Below are 19,863 nucleotides of genomic sequence, written 5' to 3' on the forward strand. Positions count from 1 at the left end.
GCCGACACCACCGATTCGCCACAGCCGACCCGCCCGTCCGCAACTCACGTAAGCTTGCGGACGGGAGGTTGCCATGGCACTGCTGTTCACCCTGATCGGGCTCATCGCGATCGGATTCCTGCTGTGGCGGACATTCGGACCGCAGGTGACCGAACGCGCGGGGGCCCGCCATCGCGGGCCAGTCGGCCCGGACGACGATCCCGATTTCCTGATGGATCTCGATCGTCGAACCCACCGTCCCGGCCAGTCCGGTCCCGACGCCGACGACACCTGATCGGGACCGTCGTACTCGTGACCGTCCTTCGTTCATGTGAATTCCCAGTTCAGCGGTACTGTATTCGGTTGTCCGATGCACCGATCCACTGTCCTATACAGCTGTCACTCGGGTAACCTCAGATACTCGTGAAGCGGGGGCGACGAGTGAGGAAGCGTGGACGGCGACGACGGACTTGGCGGTAACGGCCACAGTTTCTCGGACAAGCTGTGTCGGCTGTTCGACACCGTCCGCGACCACAACGGTCAGCCGTACACCGGTAAGCGCATCGCGGCCAAGGCCAATGCGCTCGGCTATTCGGTCAGCGACGCCTACATCTCCCAGTTGCGTACGGGCAAGGCCCGCACGCCGTCGTTCCGCACCGTCGAGGGCATCGCACGCGCCTTCGAGGTGAGCGTCACCTATTTCCTCAGCAATCCCGAGCAGGACATCGACCGCGTCCGCCGACAGCAGGACTACGTCCAACTGCTGGCGGTGACACGCGGTCAACTCGCCAACGTGGACCTCGGTGCACTGTGCCCGGACACCATCGAGGCGATGATCGGGCTGCTCAAGGTACTCAAGACCCAGGCCGAACTGGCCGCCGAACGATCCGACAACGGGAGCGGCGCGGCCTGAACCCGCCGTCGACGGCGGGACGGCCCAGCGGCGGGCGGAGCCGGCCGATCAGAGCCCGGCGTAGCTGTGCAGCCCGGACACCACCAGGTTGATGATGAACAGGTTGAACAGCAGCGCGATGAAGCCGGCCACGTTGATCCAGGCGGCCGCGGTGTTGCGCCAGCCCGCCGTGGCCCGTGCATGCAGGTACGCCGCGTAGATCACCCACGCGATGAACGACACCGTCTCCTTGGGGTCCCAGCCCCAGAACCGGCCCCAGGCCGCCTCGGCCCAGATCGCGCCGCAGATGACGCCGAGGCCGAACAGCGGGAAACCGAACACCACACACTTGTAGGCCAGCCGGTCCAGCGACTCCGCCGACGGGATGTGGGCCACCAGGCGGATCACGCCACCCTTGAAGCCGCCACCCGGGCGGTCGTTCTCCTCGGCCGCGGCACCCCACCGCATCTTGGCCAGATACAGCAGGCTCGCGACACCGGAGACCAGCAGCACACCGGACGAGATCGAGATGATCGAGACGTGGATGGCCAGCCAGTACGACTTCAGTGCGGGCACCACCGGGGCGGCCTGGGTGTAGAGCCAGCGTCCGCCGATGAACATCAGCAGCGTGACCGGCAGCAGCACGAACGACATCAGCGCACGGTTGGCCGGCTTGCGCAGGGCCACCAGACCCGCCACGACACAGGCGGCACAGGTCAGCGAGATGAACTCGTACATGTTGCCCCAGGGGGCACGGTCGGTGGCGACACCGCGGGTGACGATGGAGGCCACATGCGCGGCCAGACCGACGAACACCACCGGGTAGGCCATCGCGGCGATCCGGTCGGAGAAGGTGCGTGACGCGCGTGGGTCGTCGGCGACCTTGCCGGGCACCCGCTCGACGGTGGACCCGCCGGCCGCACCCGCGGCGACGAGCTCCTCCTTGGCGGCCAGGCGACGCGTCCGTGCACCGGCCAGCGCCGCCCAGAACATGAGCATCGCGAGTACGTACACCGTGATCGCAGTGCCGTAGAGCAGGTCGGAGTAGCGTGCCAGCGTCTCGTCGACCTGCACCGTCACGTTGTCCATCGATGTCACCTCATCTGTGTGCGCCGCGCGGGACTACAGCCTGCGCAGTCGGCTCGCCGGTCCCGAGGACCTCTGCTCGGACGCGAGCAGCGCCGTGGCCTGCTCGTCGAAGCCCTCGCCCCAACCCGCCTGATCGGTACGGGCCAGCCCGGCAATCTCTACTACAGTACGTCGTTCCCCGTCGGCGTTCGACTGCCCCGGTTCGGGCACCAGACGCGCCCACACCCGGCGGCGCCGCACCAGCAGCGACACGAGCAGTCCGACGAGCATCACGACCGAGCTGATCAGCACCCAGTTCTGGGCCGGATCGTGGGAGACCTGCACCGACACCCAGCGTTTGTAGCCGTCGAAGCTCACCACCGTGCCGTCGGCCAGCTTGGTGCTCGCGCCCACCGCCAGGTTCGCCTGCGCCTGACGCTGCAACCGGCCCTGGTTGATCAGCTGCTGGTCGAGCGAATACGCATTCTGCGGCAGCCCGGTGTCGAGACCGGTGTCGCCCTTGTAGATGCGGATCGCGACCTGCGGATCGTCGGGCACCGGCGACGCCGAGCTCAGCAGGGTGCCGTGATAGAAGGCGTCGGGCGCGAAGATCCCCTCGATCGCGATCTGGTTCTTGCGGCGGACGTCCTCGTCGGGGTACATGCCGGCCGGGGTGTCGTAGCGCACCGCACCCGACGACAGCATCGTCTGCAGCTCGTCCGGGATGAACAGGGCGGTCTGGGTGCGCTTCTCCCCGTTCGGGAAGGTCACGCTGAACGTCGGGGCGAAGCCGTTGCCGAGCACGTACACGCGGTCACCGGCGATCCGCAGCGGCTCGTTGACCTTGATCGAGGTCTTCGCCCAGTCCGCCGGGTTCGTGCCGGCGCCGGTGCCGTCGACGTAGGAGACCGTGGCGTCGTACATGTCGGGCTGGCCGCTCGGCAGGAAGGTCGCCGAGAAGTCGTCGATCCGGATGCAGAACGGGTTGAGATCGGTGCCGTCGACCAGCGCACCGGCACGGAACGAGTCGTACACCGCGGTCGAGGTGTTGCACAGCCCCTGCTCGCCGTCGGCGACCAGGCTCCGGGTGCCCTCGTAGCCGTACAGCTTGCCCGCGGCGATCGCGATCAGCAGTGCCAGCAACGCGAAGTGGAAGACCAGGTTGCCGAACTCGCGCAGGTACCCCTTCTCCGCCGACACCTCGACGCAGCCGTCCGGGTAGGCCTTGGACGGTTCGCGCACCACCACCTGCCGACGCCATCCGCGCAGGTTCCCGGCGATCCGGTCGCCGATCTCCTCGGGATCGCCGTCGACGGTGGCGGTCAGGTGCCGCGGCAGCCGACCCAGGTTGCGGGGCGCGGCGACCGGCCTGGCGCGCAGGCTCTTGGCGTGCTCGATCATGCGCGGGGTCAGACAGCCCACCAGCGAGATGAACAGCAGCACATAGATCGCGGTGAACCAGACGCTGGAGAACACGTCGAACAGCTGCAGCCGGTCCATCCACTCGCCGAGCCAGCCGTGGTCGGCGATGTAGGTCAGCGTCTTCTGCTCGTTGAGTGTGCGCTGGGGCAGCAAGGCGCCCGGGATGGCCGCAAGGGCCAGCAGGAACAGCAGCACCAGCGCGGTGCGCATCGAGGTGAGCGAACGCCACACGTTGCGCAGCGGCCACCAGAGTCGTCGGATGGCCCAGTGCGGTTTGCGGGGCAGGTGGGGGTCGGCCGGATTCTCGGCGACCGGGGCGTCGGCACGGGTCATACCGGGAGCTCCTGATCGGTGATGAAGGCGTCCCGCACCCACACGATGAACTGATCCCACAGTCCGGTGACCAGGGCGATGCCGACGGCGATCAGCATGATGCCGCCGAACACCTGGATCAGGCGGGCGTGGTTGCGCAGCCACCCGAGGCTGCGCAGGGCCCACGCCGAGGAGAACGCGAGGATGACGAACGGGATGCCCAGACCGGCGCAGTAGGCGACGATCAGCAACACCCCCTTGGCGGCCGTGGCGCCCTCGGTGCCCGACGCGGTGGCGATGACCGCGGCGAGCGTCGGACCGAGGCACGGGGTCCAGCCGAGGGCGAAGACACCACCGAGCAGCGGGGCACCGACGATGTTGGACATCTGGCGCGGGGCGAACCGGAACTCGTGCTGCATCATCGGGACCAGACCCAGGAACACCAAACCCATCAGGATGGTGACCACACCGCCGATACGTTGCAGCAGTTGATGATTCAGGATGAACGTCGAGGTGATGCCGAGGACGGTGGCGGTGGCCGCGACAAAGACCACGGTGAAGCCGAGGACGAACAGTGCCGCGGCGACGGCGACCCGCGAACGCCCACGCTTGGGCGACTCGTCGACGGTGATCGCGGGGGCCTCCGCGCCGACCAGCCCGGCCAGATACGACAGATAGCCCGGCACCAGCGGCACCACACACGGCGAGGCGAACGAGACGAGCCCGGCCACCACGCATGCGCCGAGCGCCAGCAGCAGCGGCCCCGAGGAGACGGTGTCGGCGAAGGTCTGTCCGATCCCGTTCACGGTGCGCTCGGTTCCGGTGTCTCGGCGACGACCCGGGCCACCTCGGCGCCGAGCTCGTCGGCGGTCACCGACTTGAGGAACACCGCGGCCGGACGATGCTGCCGGTCGAGCACGATCGTCGTCGGCACCACCGAGGTGGGGGTGGTCAATGCTGCCAGGGAGGCACCCGGGAAGTCGTAGATCGACGGGAACCCGACCTTGCGATCGGAGACGAAGTCCTGTGCCGACTGCCGGTCGTCGCGCAGGTTGATGCCCAGGAACTCCACGCCGTCGGCCTTGTACTTCTCGTAGACCTCTTCGAGTGCGGCGGCCTCACCACGGCACGGACCACACCACGATCCCCACACGTTGATCACGACGATCTTGTTCGCGAACCGCGGATCGTCGATCGACAACGGCTGTCCGGTCACCAGATCTTCGCCGGAGACCTCCGCGATCTGCTTGCGGCCGTCCGGCTCATAGGTGATGACGGTCTTGCCGCCGGGAGAGACGAACTGGAACGTGTCGCCCTGGGAGACCGCGTCGTTGCCGGTACTGCAGCCGGAAAGGGCGACGACGGCGGCGAGCACTGCACACAACACGAGGACGACACGACGAACCACCGGGCGACCTCAGGCTCCGGTGGCCAGCGGATCCGATGCGCCCGCCGGCTCCGAGTAGATGATGTCGACGAGCGCGTCGTCGTCGTAGATCAGGCTGGTCAGCGATGCCAGCGAGCACTGCCGCCGACGCGGGTCGTGCCACAGGCGCTGGCCCTCGAGGAACCGGCGCAGCGTGTACACCGGCAGCTGGTGGCTGACGCAGACCGCTTCGTGGCCGCGGGCGGCGTCGCGCGCCTTGTTGGCGGCGGCGAGCATGCGGTGGGCCAGCTGGATGTAGGGCTCGCCCCACGACGGGGTGAACGGGTCACGCAGTTTGGGCCAGTGCCGCGGCTTGCGCAGGGCACCGTCGCCGACCGACACCCGGAGTCCCTCGAAGACGTTGTCGGCCTCGATCAGTTCCTCGTTGGTGATGATCGGCAGATCGTGGGCGCCGGCGATCGGGGTGGCGGTCTCCTGCGCGCGCTGCAGCGGCGAGGCGAAGACCGCGGTGATGTCGTGGTCGGCGAGGGCGCGGCCGACCTGCTCGGCCTGTCCGCGTCCGGTTGCCGACAGGTGGAAGCCGGGCAGACGGCCGTACAGGATGCCGTCGGGGTTGTACACCTCACCGTGTCGCATCATGTGGACGATCGTGTGCATCAGGAGTTCTCCCGGTTGGTTGCCGTGGGGTCGGTGGCCTCACGCGCGGCGCGCGCCGCCGCGGGCAGTGCGTCGGCGATCCGTGAGAAAGCATCCTCGTCCAGCGCCGCAGAGACAAACCAGGCCTCGAACGCGCTGGGTGGCGCGTACACGCCGGCGTCGAGAAGTGCGTGGAAGAACGGGGCGAAACGCCAGGTCTGGGTGTTCTTGACCGCGGCATAATCGGCGATCACGACATCCGGGTCGGAGGTGAAGAACACACTGAGCAGATTGCCCGCCTTCTGCACCCGGTGACCCACCCCGGCCTCGGTGAGCGCCGCACCGAACAGGTCGGCGAGGCGGTCGGCGTTGGCGTCGAGGCGGGAGTAGACGTCGGCGTCGGCGGCCCGCAACGTGGCCAGGCCGGCGGCGACGGCGACCGGGTTCCCCGACAGCGTGCCCGCCTGGTAGACCGGGCCGGTCGGGGCCAGACGCTCCATCACGTCGGCGCGACCACCGAACGCCGCGGCGGGCAGGCCGCCGCTCATCACCTTGCCGAAGGTGTAGAGGTCGGCGCCCACGCCCTCGAGGCCGTACCAGCCGGCCGGGCTGACCCGGAATCCGGTCATGACCTCGTCGATGATCAGCAGTGCACCGTGCCGACGGGTCAGCTCCCGCAGACCGGCGTTGAAGCCGTCGTGCGGGGCCACCGCGCCCATGTTGCCCGCCGCCGCCTCGGTGATCACCGCGGCGATGTCGTCGCCGAACTCCTCGAATGCCTTCGCGACGGCCTTGAGGTCGTTGTACGGCAGGACCAGGGTGTCGTGCGCGGACGCGCCGGTCACACCGGGGCTGGTCGGCAGGCCCAGGGTGGCGACACCCGAGCCGGCGTCGGCGAGCAGGGCGTCGACGTGGCCGTGGTAGCAGCCGGAGAACTTGATGATCTTGGGGCGGCCGGTGAAACCGCGGGCCAGACGGATCGCCGACATGGTGGCCTCGGTGCCCGAGTTCACCAGGCGGACCCGCTGCACGGGGTCGACGCGGTCGATGATCTCCTCGGCCAGTTCCACCTCGGCCTCGGTGGGCGCACCGAACGACAGGCCGGTGGCCGCGGCACGCTGCACCGCCTCCACCACCGCCGGATGCGCATGACCGAGGATCATCGGCCCCCACGAGGAGACGAGGTCGACGTACGTGTTGCCGTCGGCGTCGGTCAGTTCCCAGCCCTTGGCCGAGGTGATGAACCGGGGATCGCCACCCACCGCGGAGAACGCGCGGACCGGCGAATTGACCCCGCCGGGGATGGCGTGCTGCGCCCGTTGGAAGAGTTCACTGGACTTCGCGGCGACATCGGCGGATCTGGTCACGCGCTCCAGTGTTCCAAATCGTTTGAGGGCGCCCCAATTCACCCTGGTCAAAGCGGTGCGCGAGGGTCCGAGGGTGTCCTGACCGCACATCGCGGCGCGTGGTGACGGGGCCGGCCGGACGCGCGAGGCGCCCCCGGAGACCTGGTCGCCGACACCCTCGTCCCACCAGGCCTCGACACGGGTCCTGGCTCGACCACCAACACACACACCGTCCGAGCCGACGAGGAACCCAGCAACCCGCTCACCGACACCCTCGACCCACCAGGCCTCGACACGGGTCCTGGCTCGACCACCAAGACACCCGCCGAGCCGACCTCTCCCGATCGCGACGGCCACCGCTACCGGCCCAGGGTGCGCTCCACCTGATCGGCGATCGCCTGCTGGCCCCGCGCATTGGGATGCAGTGTGATGCGGGCGGTCGATCCCTGCTGCGGTTCCACCCAGCGGTCGTCCCCGGCGCAGGCGTCGTGCCCGTCGGACACCGTGGACATGTCCACGAAGTCGGCGCCGGTGGCCTCGGCGGCACGGCGAACCGCGGCGTTGAGGTCGGCCTGCAGTGCCCGCACATACGGCACGTCACCGGTGGCGATCCGCACCGTCGGATAGCACCCCTGTGTGGCCGGGACGATCCACGGATAGCCGATGATCACCACTCGTGCGTGCGGCGCGGCCGACCGGATCTCGCGCAGACCCTGTTCGAGGTCGGGTTCGATGGTCTCGGCGATCGGCGCCGACAACTCGTCGCCGTGCTGGTCGCGGCAGGGGGAACCGGTGGGGTCGGTCGGGGCGGCCGCACCGCACACCCGGATCGCACCGCCGAAGGTGTCCTCGTCGTTGCCGCCGAGCATCAGGGTGACCAGTTCGGTGTCGGGTCCGAGCGCATCGAGCTGTGGTGCGACACCGAAGTACTGGTCGGTGGTGAGATCGGCGGTCCGGGCGCCTGCGCAGGCGACGTCGGTGAGCGGCGTCTGCAACCGCTCGGCAAGCAGCTGCGCATAGTTGCGGGAGGACCTCTGACAGAACGGATTCGATCCCTCGACGAGGGGTGTCACACCGGTGCCCGCGGCGTAGCTGTCGCCGAGATTGACATACCGCGCCGATGGCGGTGCCGCGCCGGACGACGTCGGCGATGCGGCAGCTGCCGAGGTGGATGTGTTTGCGGTCGTAAACTTTTCACCGCCATCCCCCGTCGTGCAGCCGCCGACCAGGAATGCGGTGGCCATCGCGACGACCAATGGCAGCAGTCGTCTCATGGCGCCACCCCCGCCGATCATGTCTCGGCACCCAACATCATGAGCAGCAACTCGGCCCGGGCACGGGCGTCGTCGAGATCGGTACCGAGCAGTGCCGCGACCCGCTCGATCCGGCTGCGCAGGGTGTGCCGGTGCACGCCGAGTGCAGCGGCCGCGACGCCCCAGTTGCCGTTGGCCTCGAGGAAGGCGAGCAGGCTGCGGTGCAGGTCGGTGCCGTGGTCGCGGTCGTGTGCGACGATCGGGGCGAGGCGATGCAGGTGCGTGTCGGCGAGGATCGAGCGCACCGGCTCCACCTCCAGAAGTGATTGCGCGCCGGCCAGATCCACCATCCGGCCGGCGGTGGCCGAACGCGCGGCGAGCCGTGCCTGGGCCACCGACTCGCCGATCGCGCCCGGCAGCGGCCGGCCGTCGGCGGCGAGGTCGACCGGGGCGCCGATCCCCCCGCGGACGGGAGCGCGCATTCCGAGGACACGGAGCAGCGCCGCGGCCACAGGCGTCGGGTCGTCACCGCGCAGGAGAGCGATCACCTCGGACCTGTCGCGGTGGACGAAGACTGCGCGCCAACGATGTTCGAGTTCGTCGACGAGGGTGAGCGCACCGCGATGGGCGGCGTCGGCGTCGGCGAAGACGAAGACCACCGCCCGCACGCGGCCGTCGGGGTCGGCCGCGCGGTGCAACAACCGAAGTCCGGTCACGCCGACGATGCCGTCCATCGCCGCGGCGAGGGCGTCGGCCTGCAACCCGTCGGTGTCGCGGCGGACCACACGAGGCTTGTCGTACTCGATCACCATGAGTGACACCGCATGTCCGATGAGCATCCGCGAGACATCGTCGAGCGACGGTCCCAGCACCCCGAGGTATCCGTATGTCCTTGTACCCGTTCCGATCCGGGAGACGGTGAGCGTGAGGTCGTCGTCCACACGCACGGCTCCCGCCGATGCCGGGTCACGGGTCACCAATGCCCGGAGGCGTTCGGCGTCGCCGTCGACCCGCCGGGATGCGGTGACCTCGGCGTACATCGCATCGAGCAACACCACACGGCTGCTGACGGCGTCGGCGAGCTCGTGCACCACCGCGTCGGCGCCGCCCGAGATGGCCGCCCGCGTCATGCTCGGCTGCGCCCGGCCGGCCGCCACCAGACGTGCCGAGCGCTGCGCTGCGAGCTGATCGAAGACCGCGCGGGTGATCGCCGCGAACGGGATCGGCAACGGGATCTCGAACAGCGGGAGGCCCAGCCGGTCGGCGGTGTCGATCAGTTCGGTGGGCATCTGCGCATGGCCGAGTCCCACCCCGAAGCCGAGCGCCGCGATCCCCACCTCGTGCAGTGAGGTCAGGTAGCGAATGCGGCCGTCGGCGTCGGCGGGCAGGCGCAATCCGGTGGTGAGCACCACCTCGTTGCCCACCAGCCACCGGGCGGCGTCGACGAGTTCGGAGGTGACGGCGTGATCGAGTATGCGGTCGAGTCCTTCGGCGCCGCCGCGCAGCACCAGTTGGAGGCTGCGTTGGGCCATCAGCCAGCGGACGGTCGCGGTCACTCCCCCACCGTACCGCCAGCCCAATGGACATGATGTCCTGAGTTCGACGTTCTACTGGACAAGTTGTCAGGCGCGGATCGGCGTCGTCTGGCGAAGACTCGATGGTGAGCCCGGGCAGGAGAACCCGGACCCGAACGAGCCGAGGTGAAGATCATGACCACTGCCACCACCCCGATCGTCTACCGACTTCCGCAGGAGCGGCGACTGGTGACCGAACTGCCGGGGCCGCGCTCCCGCGAACTGCAGGAACGCCGGAACGCCCATGTCGCGGCCGGGATCAGTTCCACCCTGGGCACCTACGCCGTCGACGGCGACGGTGGCGTGCTGGTCGACGTCGACGGCAACTCGCTGATCGATCTCGGCTCGGGTATCGCGGTGACCTCCGTCGGCTCGGCCAACCCGGCCGTCTCGGCGGCCGTCGCCGACCAGGCGAGCCACCTCATCCACACCTGCTTCATGGTGGCGCCGTACGAGGGGTACGTCGCCGTCGCCGAGAAGCTCAATGCGATGACGCCCGGCGACCACGACAAGCGCACCGCATTGTTCAACTCCGGCGCCGAGGCGGTCGAGAATGCCGTCAAGATCGCACGACTGGCGACCGGCCGCAGCGCGGTGGTGTGTTTCGATCACGCCTACCACGGCCGCACCAACCTGACCATGGCGCTGACCGCCAAGAACATGCCGTACAAGCACGATTTCGGCCCGTTCGCACCCGACGTGTACCGGATGCCGATGAGCTACCCGTACCGTGACGCCTTCGGCGCCGACGGCGTGGCCGCTGCGCGACAGGTGATCTCGACGATGTCGGTGCAGATCGGTGCGGACTCGCTGGCGGCGGTGGTGATCGAACCGATCCAGGGCGAGGGCGGATTCATCGTTCCCGCACCGGGATTCCTGCCGACGCTGGCCGCGTGGTGTCGAGAGAACGGCGTGGTCTTCATCGCAGACGAGGTGCAGGCCGGATTCGCCCGCACCGGCACATGGTTCGCATCCGACGACGAGGGTGTGGTCCCGGACCTGGTCACGATGGCCAAGGGGATCGCCGGCGGGATGCCGTTGTCGGCGGTCACCGGTCGCGCCGAACTGATGGATGCGGTGCACACCGGCGGACTCGGCGGCACCTACGGGGGCAACCCGGTGGCGTGTGCGGCGGCCCTGGCGGCCATCGAGCAGATGGAGACCCACGATCTGCCCGCCCGGGCACGGCATATCGAGGAGATCACCGTCGGCGAGCTGTCGGCGGTGGCCGATCAGCTTGCGGAGCAGGGCAAGCCGGTGATCGGTGAGATCCGTGGCCGGGGCGCGATGATCGCCGTCGAGTTCGTCGACGCCACCGATCCGGCCGCCAAGATCCCGGATGCGGCACTCACCAAGGCGATCGCCGCCGAGTGCGCGTCGCAGGGAGTGATCGTGCTGACGTGCGGCACCTACGGCAACGTCATCCGGTTGCTCCCGCCGCTGGTGATCGGCGACGACCTGCTCCGCGAGGGGCTCGGCGTGCTGCGCGATGCGATCCTGAAACTGGCCTGACCACAGCACTTTTCAACCAGATCATCCGCTGCGGTCAAGTCCGCCGCCGACAAGTTCACCGCCGACGAGTTCATCCCCGAGAAGTTCATCCCCGAAAAGTTCACCGAGGAAGGGAATCCCAGTATGTCCTCCACCGACGTTCTCGATCCGCAAGCCGTTCTCGACGGGGTCCCCACCGGGCTGTGGATCGGAGGTGAATCGGTCGCCGCGTCAGACGGCGGCACCTTCGAGGTGATCAACCCCGCCACCGAGGAGCCGGTGGCCACGGTGGCCGATGCGACCGTGGACGACGCCCGCCGTGCACTCGACATCGCGACCGCGGTGGCCGGCGAGTGGTCGGCCACCGCACCCCGTGAGCGCGGCGAGATCCTGCGTCGCGCATACCAACTGGTCGCCGACCGAGCCGATGACCTGGCGATGCTGATGACCCTGGAACTCGGTCGTGCCCTGCCCGACAGCGTCGCCGAGGTGCGCTACGGCAACGAGTTCCTGCGCTGGTTCGCCGAGGAGGCGGTCCGGATCGGTGGCCGGTACACCACCTCGCCCGCGGGGACCGGCCGGATCGTGGTGTCGCATGCACCCGTCGGCCCGAGTCTCGCGATCACCCCGTGGAACTTCCCCCTCGCCATGGGAACTCGCAAGATCGGGCCGGCACTGGCCGCCGGCAACGTCATGCTGGTCAAGCCGGCACACGAGACCCCGCTGACCATGCTGGCGCTCGCCGAGGTGTTCGCCGAGGCCGGTCTGCCCGGCGGGGTGCTCACCGTGCTGCCGACGACCAATGCCCGTGAGGTGTCGTCGTCGATCATCACCGACGACCGGATTCGCAAGATCAGCTTCACCGGTTCGACGCCGGTGGGCCGAAACCTGTTGGCGCAGGCGGCCGAACGCGTCCAGCGCACGTCGATGGAACTCGGTGGCAATGCACCGTTCCTGGTGTTCGACGACGCCGACGTCGACAAGGCCGTCGAGGGTGCATTCATGGCCAAGATGCGCAACGGTGGCGAGGCGTGCACCGCGGCCAACCGATTCCTGGTGCAGTCTGGTGTGCTGGAAGAGTTCACCGAGAAGCTGATCGCGAAGATGTCGGCGGTGCGGATGGGTGCCGGCTACGAGGAGGGTGTGACGCTCGGCCCGCTGGTGACGCAGGCGCAACGCGACAAGGTGGCCGACGCGGTGGAGAGCGCCGTCGCCCATGGTGGCCGAGTCCGGTTGGGCGGCAAGGCGCCCGAGGGCAAGGGCTACTTCTATCCGGCGACCGTTATCGACCAGGTCGATGCCTATGCACCGGTCACTCGGGGCGAGATCTTCGGTCCGGTCGCGGTGATCAGCTCGTTCGAGACCGAGGAGGAGGCGATCAAGGCCGCCAATTCCACCGAGTACGGGCTGGCCGCATACTTCTTCACCCGTGACCTCGACCGGTCGCTGCGCGTGGCGGCCGCATTGGACTCCGGCATGGTGGGCGTCAACCGCGGTGTGATCTCCGATGTTGCAGCGCCCTTCGGCGGCGTCAAGCAGTCGGGTATCGGTCGTGAAGGCGGTTCCGAGGGGATCGAGGAGTACCTGACCGTGAAATACGTTGCTTTGAGCTGAGACAGTTCGGGTCCGGGACGGCGCGACCACCGACCGACCACCGTCCGGGGGCGTCCACCACGTGGGCGCCCCCGGACGTGGTGACATAGGCCCCGAACCCGTTCCGCACTATGTGAAGTAGGCGCCACGCTTACGCGGGAGTGACCGGGTCTCGGCCACCACGCCGTACGGTGCGGTGGTCATCCGCTGTTTGTTCACCCGCACCACGACCCAACCGAGCACGCCCACCTCGGCGTCGCGAACCTCGTCGTGTCGTTTCTGCTCGGGTGAGGAATGGAACTCCTCGCCGTCGTATTCGATGGCCACCCGTGGGCCCGGATATGCGAGGTCGAAGCGGGCGATGAGCCGCGCATACTCGTCGAAGACCTCCACCTGGCTCTCCGGCTTGGGCATCCCGGCGTCGAAGAAGAACAGGCGTAACCAGCTCTCCCCCGGCGATTCCGCCTTGGGGTCGATGTGGGGGATCAACTCACGGACCTGCCGGACGTTCCGGGTGTGCTTCTGTGCGCGGGCGAATGCGGCCAGCTCGTCCAGGTCGACCGCGGTCGCAGCGGCGAGAGCGTCGAGACGTCCCAGTGCCCGCCGTCGGCTGGGTTGTCGGCCGAGGTCGAAGGCGGTCCGAAGTGGCGAGGTCACCAGGGTTCGGTCGATCTCGACGATTTCCGAGGGTTCGAGGTCGAGTCGCCTCATGACGGTTCCGGTGGCCCTTCGGCCCGAGCAGTTCTGTCCCCGGATCAGTTCGATGGTGAAATCGTCGTCGAACCACCGGGTTCCGTGCATGATCGCAGCGGCCTCCCCGGCGACGACGGGCACCCCGCCTGCCTGACCGACGACGGCGATGATGCGTTCGCGCGCGGACATCAGGGTCGATCGCTCGATGTGGCCACGCCCGCGCAGGCGTTGGAAGTCGGCGGCGAACTGCTCGGCGGTGAGCGCCTCCTCGGCGAGGATGTCGGGACGCCGGACCACGTCGGGCATCGTGGTCGGCGGATATGTTTCGGAGTTGTCCATGCATGATCAGACGCACTGGAACGCCGTCAGGTTTCACCGACTTCGGCGAACGTGCCAGAACAGTGCTCCGAGTGCCCGGTCAACGCGATCGAGCGCCCAGTCAACGCGATCGGGCGCCCGGTCAACGCGATCGGGTGCCCGGTCAACGAGATCGAGAGCCCGGTGAACGTGTTCGGGCGCCCGGTGAACGTGTTCGGGAGCACAGTGAACGAGTTCGGGTGCCCGGTCGACGATCGGCCGGGGAACGTGACCGGATCGGCGACCGTCGTCGATTCGCACTCCTAACGATCTTCCGTACACTCTGCGGGTATGCGCCTCCGAGTGATCGTGGTAGCACTGGCCATCGTCGCCGCACTGGCGACTTCGCTTGCGGCACCGGCGCGCGCCGCCCCGGAACCGCGAGCCGCGGCCGGCGATCTCGGCAGTTCCGAGCTCTTCTCCCGGGAGAGCCTGTTCCTGTGGCAGAGTCCGCCGACCCGCTACATCGTGGTGCTCGGCGCCAAGATGGGGACGTTCGGGCAGACCCCGGACATCCTGTCGGCACGGCTCGACACCGCGGCACAACTGGCACGATCGCACCCGTTCAACCGGATGATCGTGTCCGGCGGCAACACCTGGTGGCTGCCGGTCTCCGAGGCCCAGTTCATGAACCTCGGACTGATCAAGCGTCGGGTTCCGGTGTGGCAGATGGTCAACGAGGGCCGATCCACCAGCACCGTGCAGAACGCGAGCTACACCGTCGGGATGCTCAAGGCGATGGGGGCGACCGGTGCCCTGATCGTCACCAACGGATTCCACATGCCGCGGGCGCTGAAGGACTTCCGGGACGCCGCCGCGAAACAGGGTGCGCGCCTGACCTTTCAGCCCGCCTACGCCTGACCACCGAGACGACGACGAAGGGCGTCCACTCCGCGGAGTGGACGCCCTTCGTCGTGTGAGAGGGAATGCAGTGGTGCGTCAGGAATGCAGAGGAGATCAGCGCAGCAGGGCGCGGCTCATCACCACGCGCTGGATCTGGTTGGTGCCCTCGTAGATCTGGGTGATCTTGGCGTCGCGCATCATGCGCTCCACCGGGAAGTCGCGGGTGTAGCCGGCGCCGCCGAACAGCTGCACGGCATCGGTGGTGACCTCCATGGCGACGTCGGAGGCGAAGCACTTCGACGCCGAGCTGATGAAGCCCAGGTTCTTCTCGCCACGCTCGGCGCGGGCGGCCGAGGTGTAGACCATCAGGCGCGCGGCCTCGACCTTCATCGCCATGTCGGCGATCATGAACTCGACACCCTGGAAGCTCGCGATCGGCTTGCCGAACTGCTTGCGGTCCTTGACGTAGGCGATCGCCTGGTCGAGGGCGCCCTGCGCGATACCGACGGCCTGCGCGCCGATGGTCGGGCGGGTGTGGTCGAGGGTCTGCAGCGCGGTCTTGAAGCCGGTGCCCTCGTCGCCGATGATGCGGTCGAGCGGGATGGTGCAATCCTCGAAGTACAGCTCGGCGGTGGGCGAACCCTTGATGCCGAGCTTCTTCTCCAGCGGGCCGACGGTGAAGCCCGGGTCGTCCTTGTGGACCATGAACGCGGAGATGCCGTTGGCCTTCTTCTCCGGGTCGGTCACGGCCATCACGGTGTACCAGGTCGACTTGCCGCCGTTGGTGATCCAGCACTTGGAGCCGTTGAGGACCCAGTTGTTGCCGTCCTTGCGGGCGCGGGTCTTCATGCCCGCGGCGTCCGAACCGGCCTCGCGCTCGCTCAGCGCGTAGGAGGCCATCGCCTCACCGGAGGCGATCGACGGCAGCACCTGGGCCTTGAGCTCGTCGGAGCCGTTGAGGATCAGACCCATGGTGCCGAGCTTGTTGACGGCGGGGATCAGCGACGAGGAGGCACACACGCGGGCGACCTCTTCGATGACGATGCACGCGGCGACCGAGTCGGCACCCTGGCCGTCGTACTGCTCGGGGACGTGGATCGCGTTGAAGCCACTGGCGACGAGGGCGTCGAGCGCTTCCTGCGGGAAGCGGGCCTCTTCGTCGACCGCGGCCGCATACGGCTCGATCTCCTTCTCGGCGAGCGCCCGGATGGCCTCGCGCAGTGCGACATGCTCCTCGGGCAACTGGAACACAGTGAAATCGGGATTACCAAAACCCATGACAACTCCTCACGACAGTCTCCGGGCACTCAGTGCCACAAGAGTGGCTCGTTACCAGTTCAGCATGGCACGCAGTGCCATGTCAATCGACGTCCCCATCCATTGTCCCTGCTCCGGGCCGATCGCACCCCGATGTTGACGCACCCAGATGCCGCCGGACCGCCTCGGCCACATCGTCCGCACCGGCACCCAGCGGATATGTGACGACGGTGATCGCCTGCGGCGCCGGGGGGATCGCCTGGGGCACCGGACCGATCGCCTGGGGTGCCGGGGGGATCGCCTGCGGCGAGGACGACTCCCAGCTCCCGGCACCGAGTGCCAGCCGGATGCGCGTGAGCTCGGTCCGCAACCGCGCGAGCGTGGCATCGGCCTCGCCCCGGATCATCGCGCGGAGCAGATAGTTGTGCGCCGCGGTGACCGCCCCGGCGAAACCGATCAGCCGCACCGGACTCTCGCCGGGCAGCCGGGTCCGCAGGTAGTCCTCGAACAACCGCTGGTAGCGGGTGGTGGTGACCAGTTCCCGCTCCCGCAGCGCAGGCACCTTCTGCACCACTCGCAACCGGCGGACGGCCAGGTCGCGGGTGGTGTGGAAGTGCACGAACACGATCTCGGCCGCATCGCACACCGTCGACCACGGGTCGTCGTCGGCGCGCTCACCGGCAGCGGTCAACCGCTCGGCGACCTGCGCGAGCAGCGCCTCGTGGTCGCCGAAGATCATGTCCTCCTTGGACCGGAACTGCCGGAACAGGGTGCGTCGTGAGACCCCGGCGGCCGCGGCGATCTGGTCGACGGTGGTCGACTCGTAGCCGTTCTCGCTGAACAGCCTGATCGACGCCGCGACCACCTGCGTGCGCAGGTCGGTGGGATCGGCCATGTCACTCGGTGCCATGGTCACCAGTATCGACCCGCCGCGGCCCCGCCGACATCCGGTCCCGGCAGTTCCCCGAGGAGGCTATGCCGAACCCTCGGCGGCGTCCTTGCGGAGCTCGAACTTGAGCACCTTGCCGGTGGAGGTGCGCGGCAGATCGTCGGCGAAGACGATGTCACGCGGAACCTTGTAGCCCGCCAACAGCTTTCGTGCGTACTCGACGAGCTCCTCGGTGGTCAGGGTGGCCCCCGGGTTCAGCAGGACGTAGGCGCGGGGACGCTCACCCCACTTCTCGTCGGGCACACCGATCACCGCGACGTCGAGCACCGCGTCATGGCTGACCAAGGCCTGCTCCACCTCGATCGTGGAGATGTTCTCGCCGCCGGAGATGATGATGTCCTTGGCCCGGTCGCGCAGCTGGATGTAGCCGTCGGGGTGCATCACGCCGAGGTCGCCGGTGTGGAACCAGCCGCCCGCGAACGCCTCTCGGGTGGCGTCGGGATCCTTGAAGTAGCCGGCCATCACGTTGTTGCCACGCAGCACGATCTCGCCCATGGTCGCGCCGTCGGCGGGGACGTCGGCCAGCGGTACCTTGCCCTGCACCACCACCCGCGCATCCTCGGCCTGCACCATCCCCACACCCTGCCGGGACAGCTTGGCGGCACGCTCGGCCGGGTCGAGATCGTCCCAGGCGTCCTGGTACTCGCAGATCGTGTACGGCCCGTAGACCTCGGTGAGGCCGTAGACGTGCACCACGGTGACACCGAGCGCCTCGAGCTGACCGATCACCGTCGGCGACGGCGGGGCCCCGGCGGTGGTGATCCGCAGCTGACGGTCGAGCCGGTGCGCGAGCGGCGATCCGGCGATCGTGGTGCAGACCGTCGGCGCACCGCACATGTGGGTGACGCCGAGATTGTCGATGGCATCCCAGATGGCGTCGGCGCGGACCGCACGCAGACACACATGGGTGGCCGACGCATGGGTCACCGCCCACGGTGTGCACCAGCCGTTGCAGTGGAACATCGGCAGCGTCCACAGGTACCGGCTGTGCCCGGTGAACCCGTTGTGGAAGGTCTCGCCGAACGAGTTCAGGTACGCCCCACGGTGGGTGTACATGACGCCCTTGGGTTTTCCGGTGGTGCCCGAGGTGTAGTTGATCGTGATGACGGTGTTCTCGTCGTCGACCGTCCACGGGATGGGCGTGGGGTCGAGCTCGCCGGCGAGGGCGACGAAGTCGGGGTAGGACACCAGCCCGGCGATCCCGGACGCCTCGGCGGCACCGGGGGTGGGCCCGAACTCGGCGTCGGTGATCTCCACGGTGGTGGTCATCTCGGGGACCTGGTCGGCGATCGCGGCGACGGTGTGGCGGAACTCGGCGTCGAAGAACAGCGTGGTGACACCGGCGTGGTTGAGGATGTACACCAGCTCCGGGCCGGCCAGACGCGAGTTGAGGGCGACCAGCACACCGCCGGCCAGCGGCACGGCGTAGTGGGCGACCAGCATCTCCGGGATGTTCGGCGCCAGGTAGGCGATCCGCTCACCGGGGGTGATGCGGCTCTTGAGGACGCGCGCGAGACGCTGCACCTCGTCGGCGAGCTCGGCATAGGTGGCGGTGCGCTGCCCGTAGATCACCGCCGCACGGTCGGGGAACACCGACGCCGACCGCTCCAGGAACCGCAGCGGCGTCATCTCCGAACGGTTGGAACCGCCGCAGTCGATGCGGCCGAACTCGGCGTCGAGTTCGGTGGACGGGACGCCGGTGGCGTCGGAAGCCGAGACAGACATCGTCTCCTCCGGGGGTAGTGATCGGTGCCGGTGAGACCGGCTACGTTTGGACTCCTCCCACGGTATGAATCACACTGGGCGATGCACCACCCCCGAAATGGGGTGGTCGTGACATCCGGTGTGGACCGGTTCGGTGTGGAGGTGATCGCAGGTGCCCGACAATCCGCTGCTCCGGCCCGACGACGCCGACACCGTGCGTGCCGAGCTGCGCGAGGCCCAGCGGTCCACCGGGCTGCCGGTGCTGTTCGGCGGCGTGGTCGACGGCCCAGACCTGCTGCTCAGCGGATTCGTGGGAACCCGCAGCACCGTCCTGCGCGACCTCGTGATCAGCTCACGCTGCGGGCTCGGCGGCCGCACCATCGTCGAGCGTCGCGCCGGCTCGATCCCCGACTACTTCAACTCCACCGAGATCACCCACGACTACGACCGTGAGGTGTCCGGCGAGGGCATCGAATCGCTGCTCGCCGCACCCGCGGTGGTGGGCGGGCGCACCCGCGCGGTGCTCTACGGCGGACTGCGCTCACCGGCCCCGATCGGTGACACCGTGGTCACCCGGATGGTGGTGGCCGCCCGCCGGCTGGCCCGCGAGATCGAGGTCCGCGACGAGGTGGACCGCCGCGTGGCACACCTCGACCGGACGCGCACCGAGACCGCTCCCATGCCCACCTCGGTGGCCGACGGCATCATCGAGAGCTATGTGGCCCTGCGGGAGATCGCGGCGTCGACCACCGATCCGGCACTCGCCGAACAGTTGCGCGGGGTGGAGGAACGCCTGCGGGGGCTCGGCGCAGTGACAACCGCACCGAACGCCGCGCGGCTCTCGGGGCGCGAGAACGACGTCCTGGCCCACCTCGCACTGGGCTGCAGCAACGCCGAGGTCGCCGAACGTCTGGCGCTGCGGCCGGAGACCGTCAAGGGATATGTCAAGAACCTGAGGGCCAAGCTCGGCGTACACAACCGCCACGAGGCCGTGGTGGAGGCCCGACGGCAGGGCCTGTTGCCCTGACCGGCGCCGAAACGCCCGCGCTCGTCGACCAACCGCGCCGAACGCCCCCATCCCGACATCGGCGATCCGTACGGTGGATC

18 protein-coding genes are annotated in these 19,863 nt (G+C 68.6%); 6 read left to right on the plus strand and 12 right to left on the minus strand.

The window, feature by feature from the left end; translation table 11 throughout:
• Nucleotides 1–73 precede the first annotated feature (73 nt).
• A complete protein-coding gene (locus tag Q9K23_RS08255; protein WP_020791030.1) occupies nucleotides 74–274 on the plus strand; it encodes a hypothetical protein in 201 nt (66 codons plus the stop codon).
• A 156-nt stretch (nucleotides 275–430) separates the two neighbouring features.
• Nucleotides 431–892 carry a helix-turn-helix transcriptional regulator gene (locus Q9K23_RS08260; RefSeq protein ID WP_020791031.1) on the plus strand — a complete coding sequence of 154 codons (462 nt, stop codon included), beginning with the start codon at nucleotides 431–433 and terminating at the stop codon, nucleotides 890–892.
• Between the two features lie 48 nt (nucleotides 893–940).
• Here Q9K23_RS08260 and ccsB read toward each other — a convergent pair whose 3' ends face one another.
• From ccsB to Q9K23_RS08300, 8 genes are all read right to left on the minus strand, one after another.
• The gene (gene ccsB / locus Q9K23_RS08265; protein WP_053776661.1) at nucleotides 941–1,960 is read right to left on the minus strand and encodes a c-type cytochrome biogenesis protein CcsB; all 1,020 of its coding nucleotides are present in this window, start codon (nucleotides 1,958–1,960) and stop codon (nucleotides 941–943) included.
• 33 nt (nucleotides 1,961–1,993) lie between these two features.
• The gene (locus tag Q9K23_RS08270) at nucleotides 1,994–3,694 is read right to left on the minus strand and encodes a cytochrome c biogenesis protein ResB (RefSeq protein ID WP_020791025.1); all 1,701 of its coding nucleotides are present in this window, start codon (nucleotides 3,692–3,694) and stop codon (nucleotides 1,994–1,996) included.
• The gene (locus tag Q9K23_RS08275; protein ID WP_020791028.1) at nucleotides 3,691–4,479 is read right to left on the minus strand and encodes a cytochrome c biogenesis CcdA family protein; all 789 of its coding nucleotides are present in this window, start codon (nucleotides 4,477–4,479) and stop codon (nucleotides 3,691–3,693) included. Before Q9K23_RS08275 ends, Q9K23_RS08270 begins: the two co-directional genes overlap by 4 nt.
• Nucleotides 4,476–5,081: a TlpA disulfide reductase family protein gene (locus tag Q9K23_RS08280; protein ID WP_020791035.1), complete on the minus strand. Its 606-nt coding sequence runs from the start codon at nucleotides 5,079–5,081 to the stop codon at nucleotides 4,476–4,478. Before Q9K23_RS08280 ends, Q9K23_RS08275 begins: the two co-directional genes overlap by 4 nt.
• Before the next feature lie 9 nt (nucleotides 5,082–5,090).
• Nucleotides 5,091–5,717 carry a histidine phosphatase family protein gene (locus tag Q9K23_RS08285; protein WP_053776660.1) on the minus strand — a complete coding sequence of 209 codons (627 nt, stop codon included), beginning with the start codon at nucleotides 5,715–5,717 and terminating at the stop codon, nucleotides 5,091–5,093.
• Nucleotides 5,717–7,063, minus strand: a complete 1,347-nt coding sequence (gene hemL, locus Q9K23_RS08290) for a glutamate-1-semialdehyde 2,1-aminomutase (RefSeq protein ID WP_053776659.1) — start codon at nucleotides 7,061–7,063, stop codon at nucleotides 5,717–5,719. Before hemL ends, Q9K23_RS08285 begins: the two co-directional genes overlap by 1 nt.
• Nucleotides 7,064–7,401: 338 nt before the next feature.
• Nucleotides 7,402–8,316 (minus strand): SGNH/GDSL hydrolase family protein, encoded by a 915-nt coding sequence (locus Q9K23_RS08295; protein WP_059035571.1) that lies wholly within the window; start codon nucleotides 8,314–8,316, stop codon nucleotides 7,402–7,404.
• A 17-nt stretch (nucleotides 8,317–8,333) separates the two neighbouring features.
• Nucleotides 8,334–9,851, minus strand: coding sequence for a PucR family transcriptional regulator (locus Q9K23_RS08300; protein ID WP_305950468.1), 1,518 nt, complete (start codon nucleotides 9,849–9,851; stop codon nucleotides 8,334–8,336).
• A 153-nt stretch (nucleotides 9,852–10,004) separates the two neighbouring features.
• On the opposite strand from Q9K23_RS08300, the gene gabT reads away from it, so the two are divergent.
• Both gabT and Q9K23_RS08310 read left to right on the plus strand, forming a co-directional pair.
• Nucleotides 10,005–11,381, plus strand: coding sequence for a 4-aminobutyrate--2-oxoglutarate transaminase (gene gabT / locus Q9K23_RS08305; protein WP_053777016.1), 1,377 nt, complete (start codon nucleotides 10,005–10,007; stop codon nucleotides 11,379–11,381).
• A 123-nt stretch (nucleotides 11,382–11,504) separates the two neighbouring features.
• The gene (locus tag Q9K23_RS08310; protein ID WP_020792232.1) at nucleotides 11,505–12,974 is read left to right on the plus strand and encodes an NAD-dependent succinate-semialdehyde dehydrogenase; all 1,470 of its coding nucleotides are present in this window, start codon (nucleotides 11,505–11,507) and stop codon (nucleotides 12,972–12,974) included.
• Nucleotides 12,975–13,082: 108 nt separating this feature from the next.
• On the opposite strand, the gene Q9K23_RS08315 is transcribed toward Q9K23_RS08310, so the two are convergent.
• The gene (locus tag Q9K23_RS08315; protein WP_020792226.1) at nucleotides 13,083–13,985 is read right to left on the minus strand and encodes a hypothetical protein; all 903 of its coding nucleotides are present in this window, start codon (nucleotides 13,983–13,985) and stop codon (nucleotides 13,083–13,085) included.
• Nucleotides 13,986–14,294: 309 nt separating this feature from the next.
• Between Q9K23_RS08315 and Q9K23_RS08320 the strand changes: the two genes are divergently transcribed.
• On the plus strand, nucleotides 14,295–14,864 hold the full coding sequence (locus tag Q9K23_RS08320; RefSeq protein ID WP_053777007.1) for a YdcF family protein: 570 nt from the start codon (nucleotides 14,295–14,297) through the stop codon (nucleotides 14,862–14,864).
• A gap of 96 nt (nucleotides 14,865–14,960) precedes the next feature.
• Here the strand turns inward: Q9K23_RS08320 and Q9K23_RS08325 are convergent, their stop codons facing one another.
• The 3 genes from Q9K23_RS08325 to Q9K23_RS08335 all read right to left on the minus strand — a co-directional run bounded on the left by Q9K23_RS08325 (nucleotide 14,961) and on the right by Q9K23_RS08335 (nucleotide 18,777).
• Entirely contained in the window at nucleotides 14,961–16,124 is a 1,164-nt protein-coding gene (locus Q9K23_RS08325) for an acyl-CoA dehydrogenase (RefSeq protein ID WP_020792231.1), read from the minus strand.
• Nucleotides 16,125–16,206: 82 nt separating this feature from the next.
• A complete protein-coding gene (locus tag Q9K23_RS08330) occupies nucleotides 16,207–17,013 on the minus strand; it encodes a TetR/AcrR family transcriptional regulator (protein ID WP_053777015.1) in 807 nt (268 codons plus the stop codon).
• 63 nt (nucleotides 17,014–17,076) lie between these two features.
• Nucleotides 17,077–18,777: an AMP-binding protein gene (locus tag Q9K23_RS08335; RefSeq protein WP_053777006.1), complete on the minus strand. Its 1,701-nt coding sequence runs from the start codon at nucleotides 18,775–18,777 to the stop codon at nucleotides 17,077–17,079.
• Between the two features lie 151 nt (nucleotides 18,778–18,928).
• On the opposite strand from Q9K23_RS08335, the gene Q9K23_RS08340 reads away from it, so the two are divergent.
• Complete coding sequence (locus Q9K23_RS08340) at nucleotides 18,929–19,783, plus strand: LuxR C-terminal-related transcriptional regulator (protein WP_053777005.1); 855 nt, start codon at nucleotides 18,929–18,931, stop codon at nucleotides 19,781–19,783.
• The last annotated feature ends 80 nt before the right edge of the window (nucleotides 19,784–19,863 follow it).

The organism is Gordonia sp. NB41Y, assembly GCF_030718915.1.
Lineage (GTDB): Bacteria > Actinomycetota > Actinomycetes > Mycobacteriales > Mycobacteriaceae > Gordonia > Gordonia desulfuricans.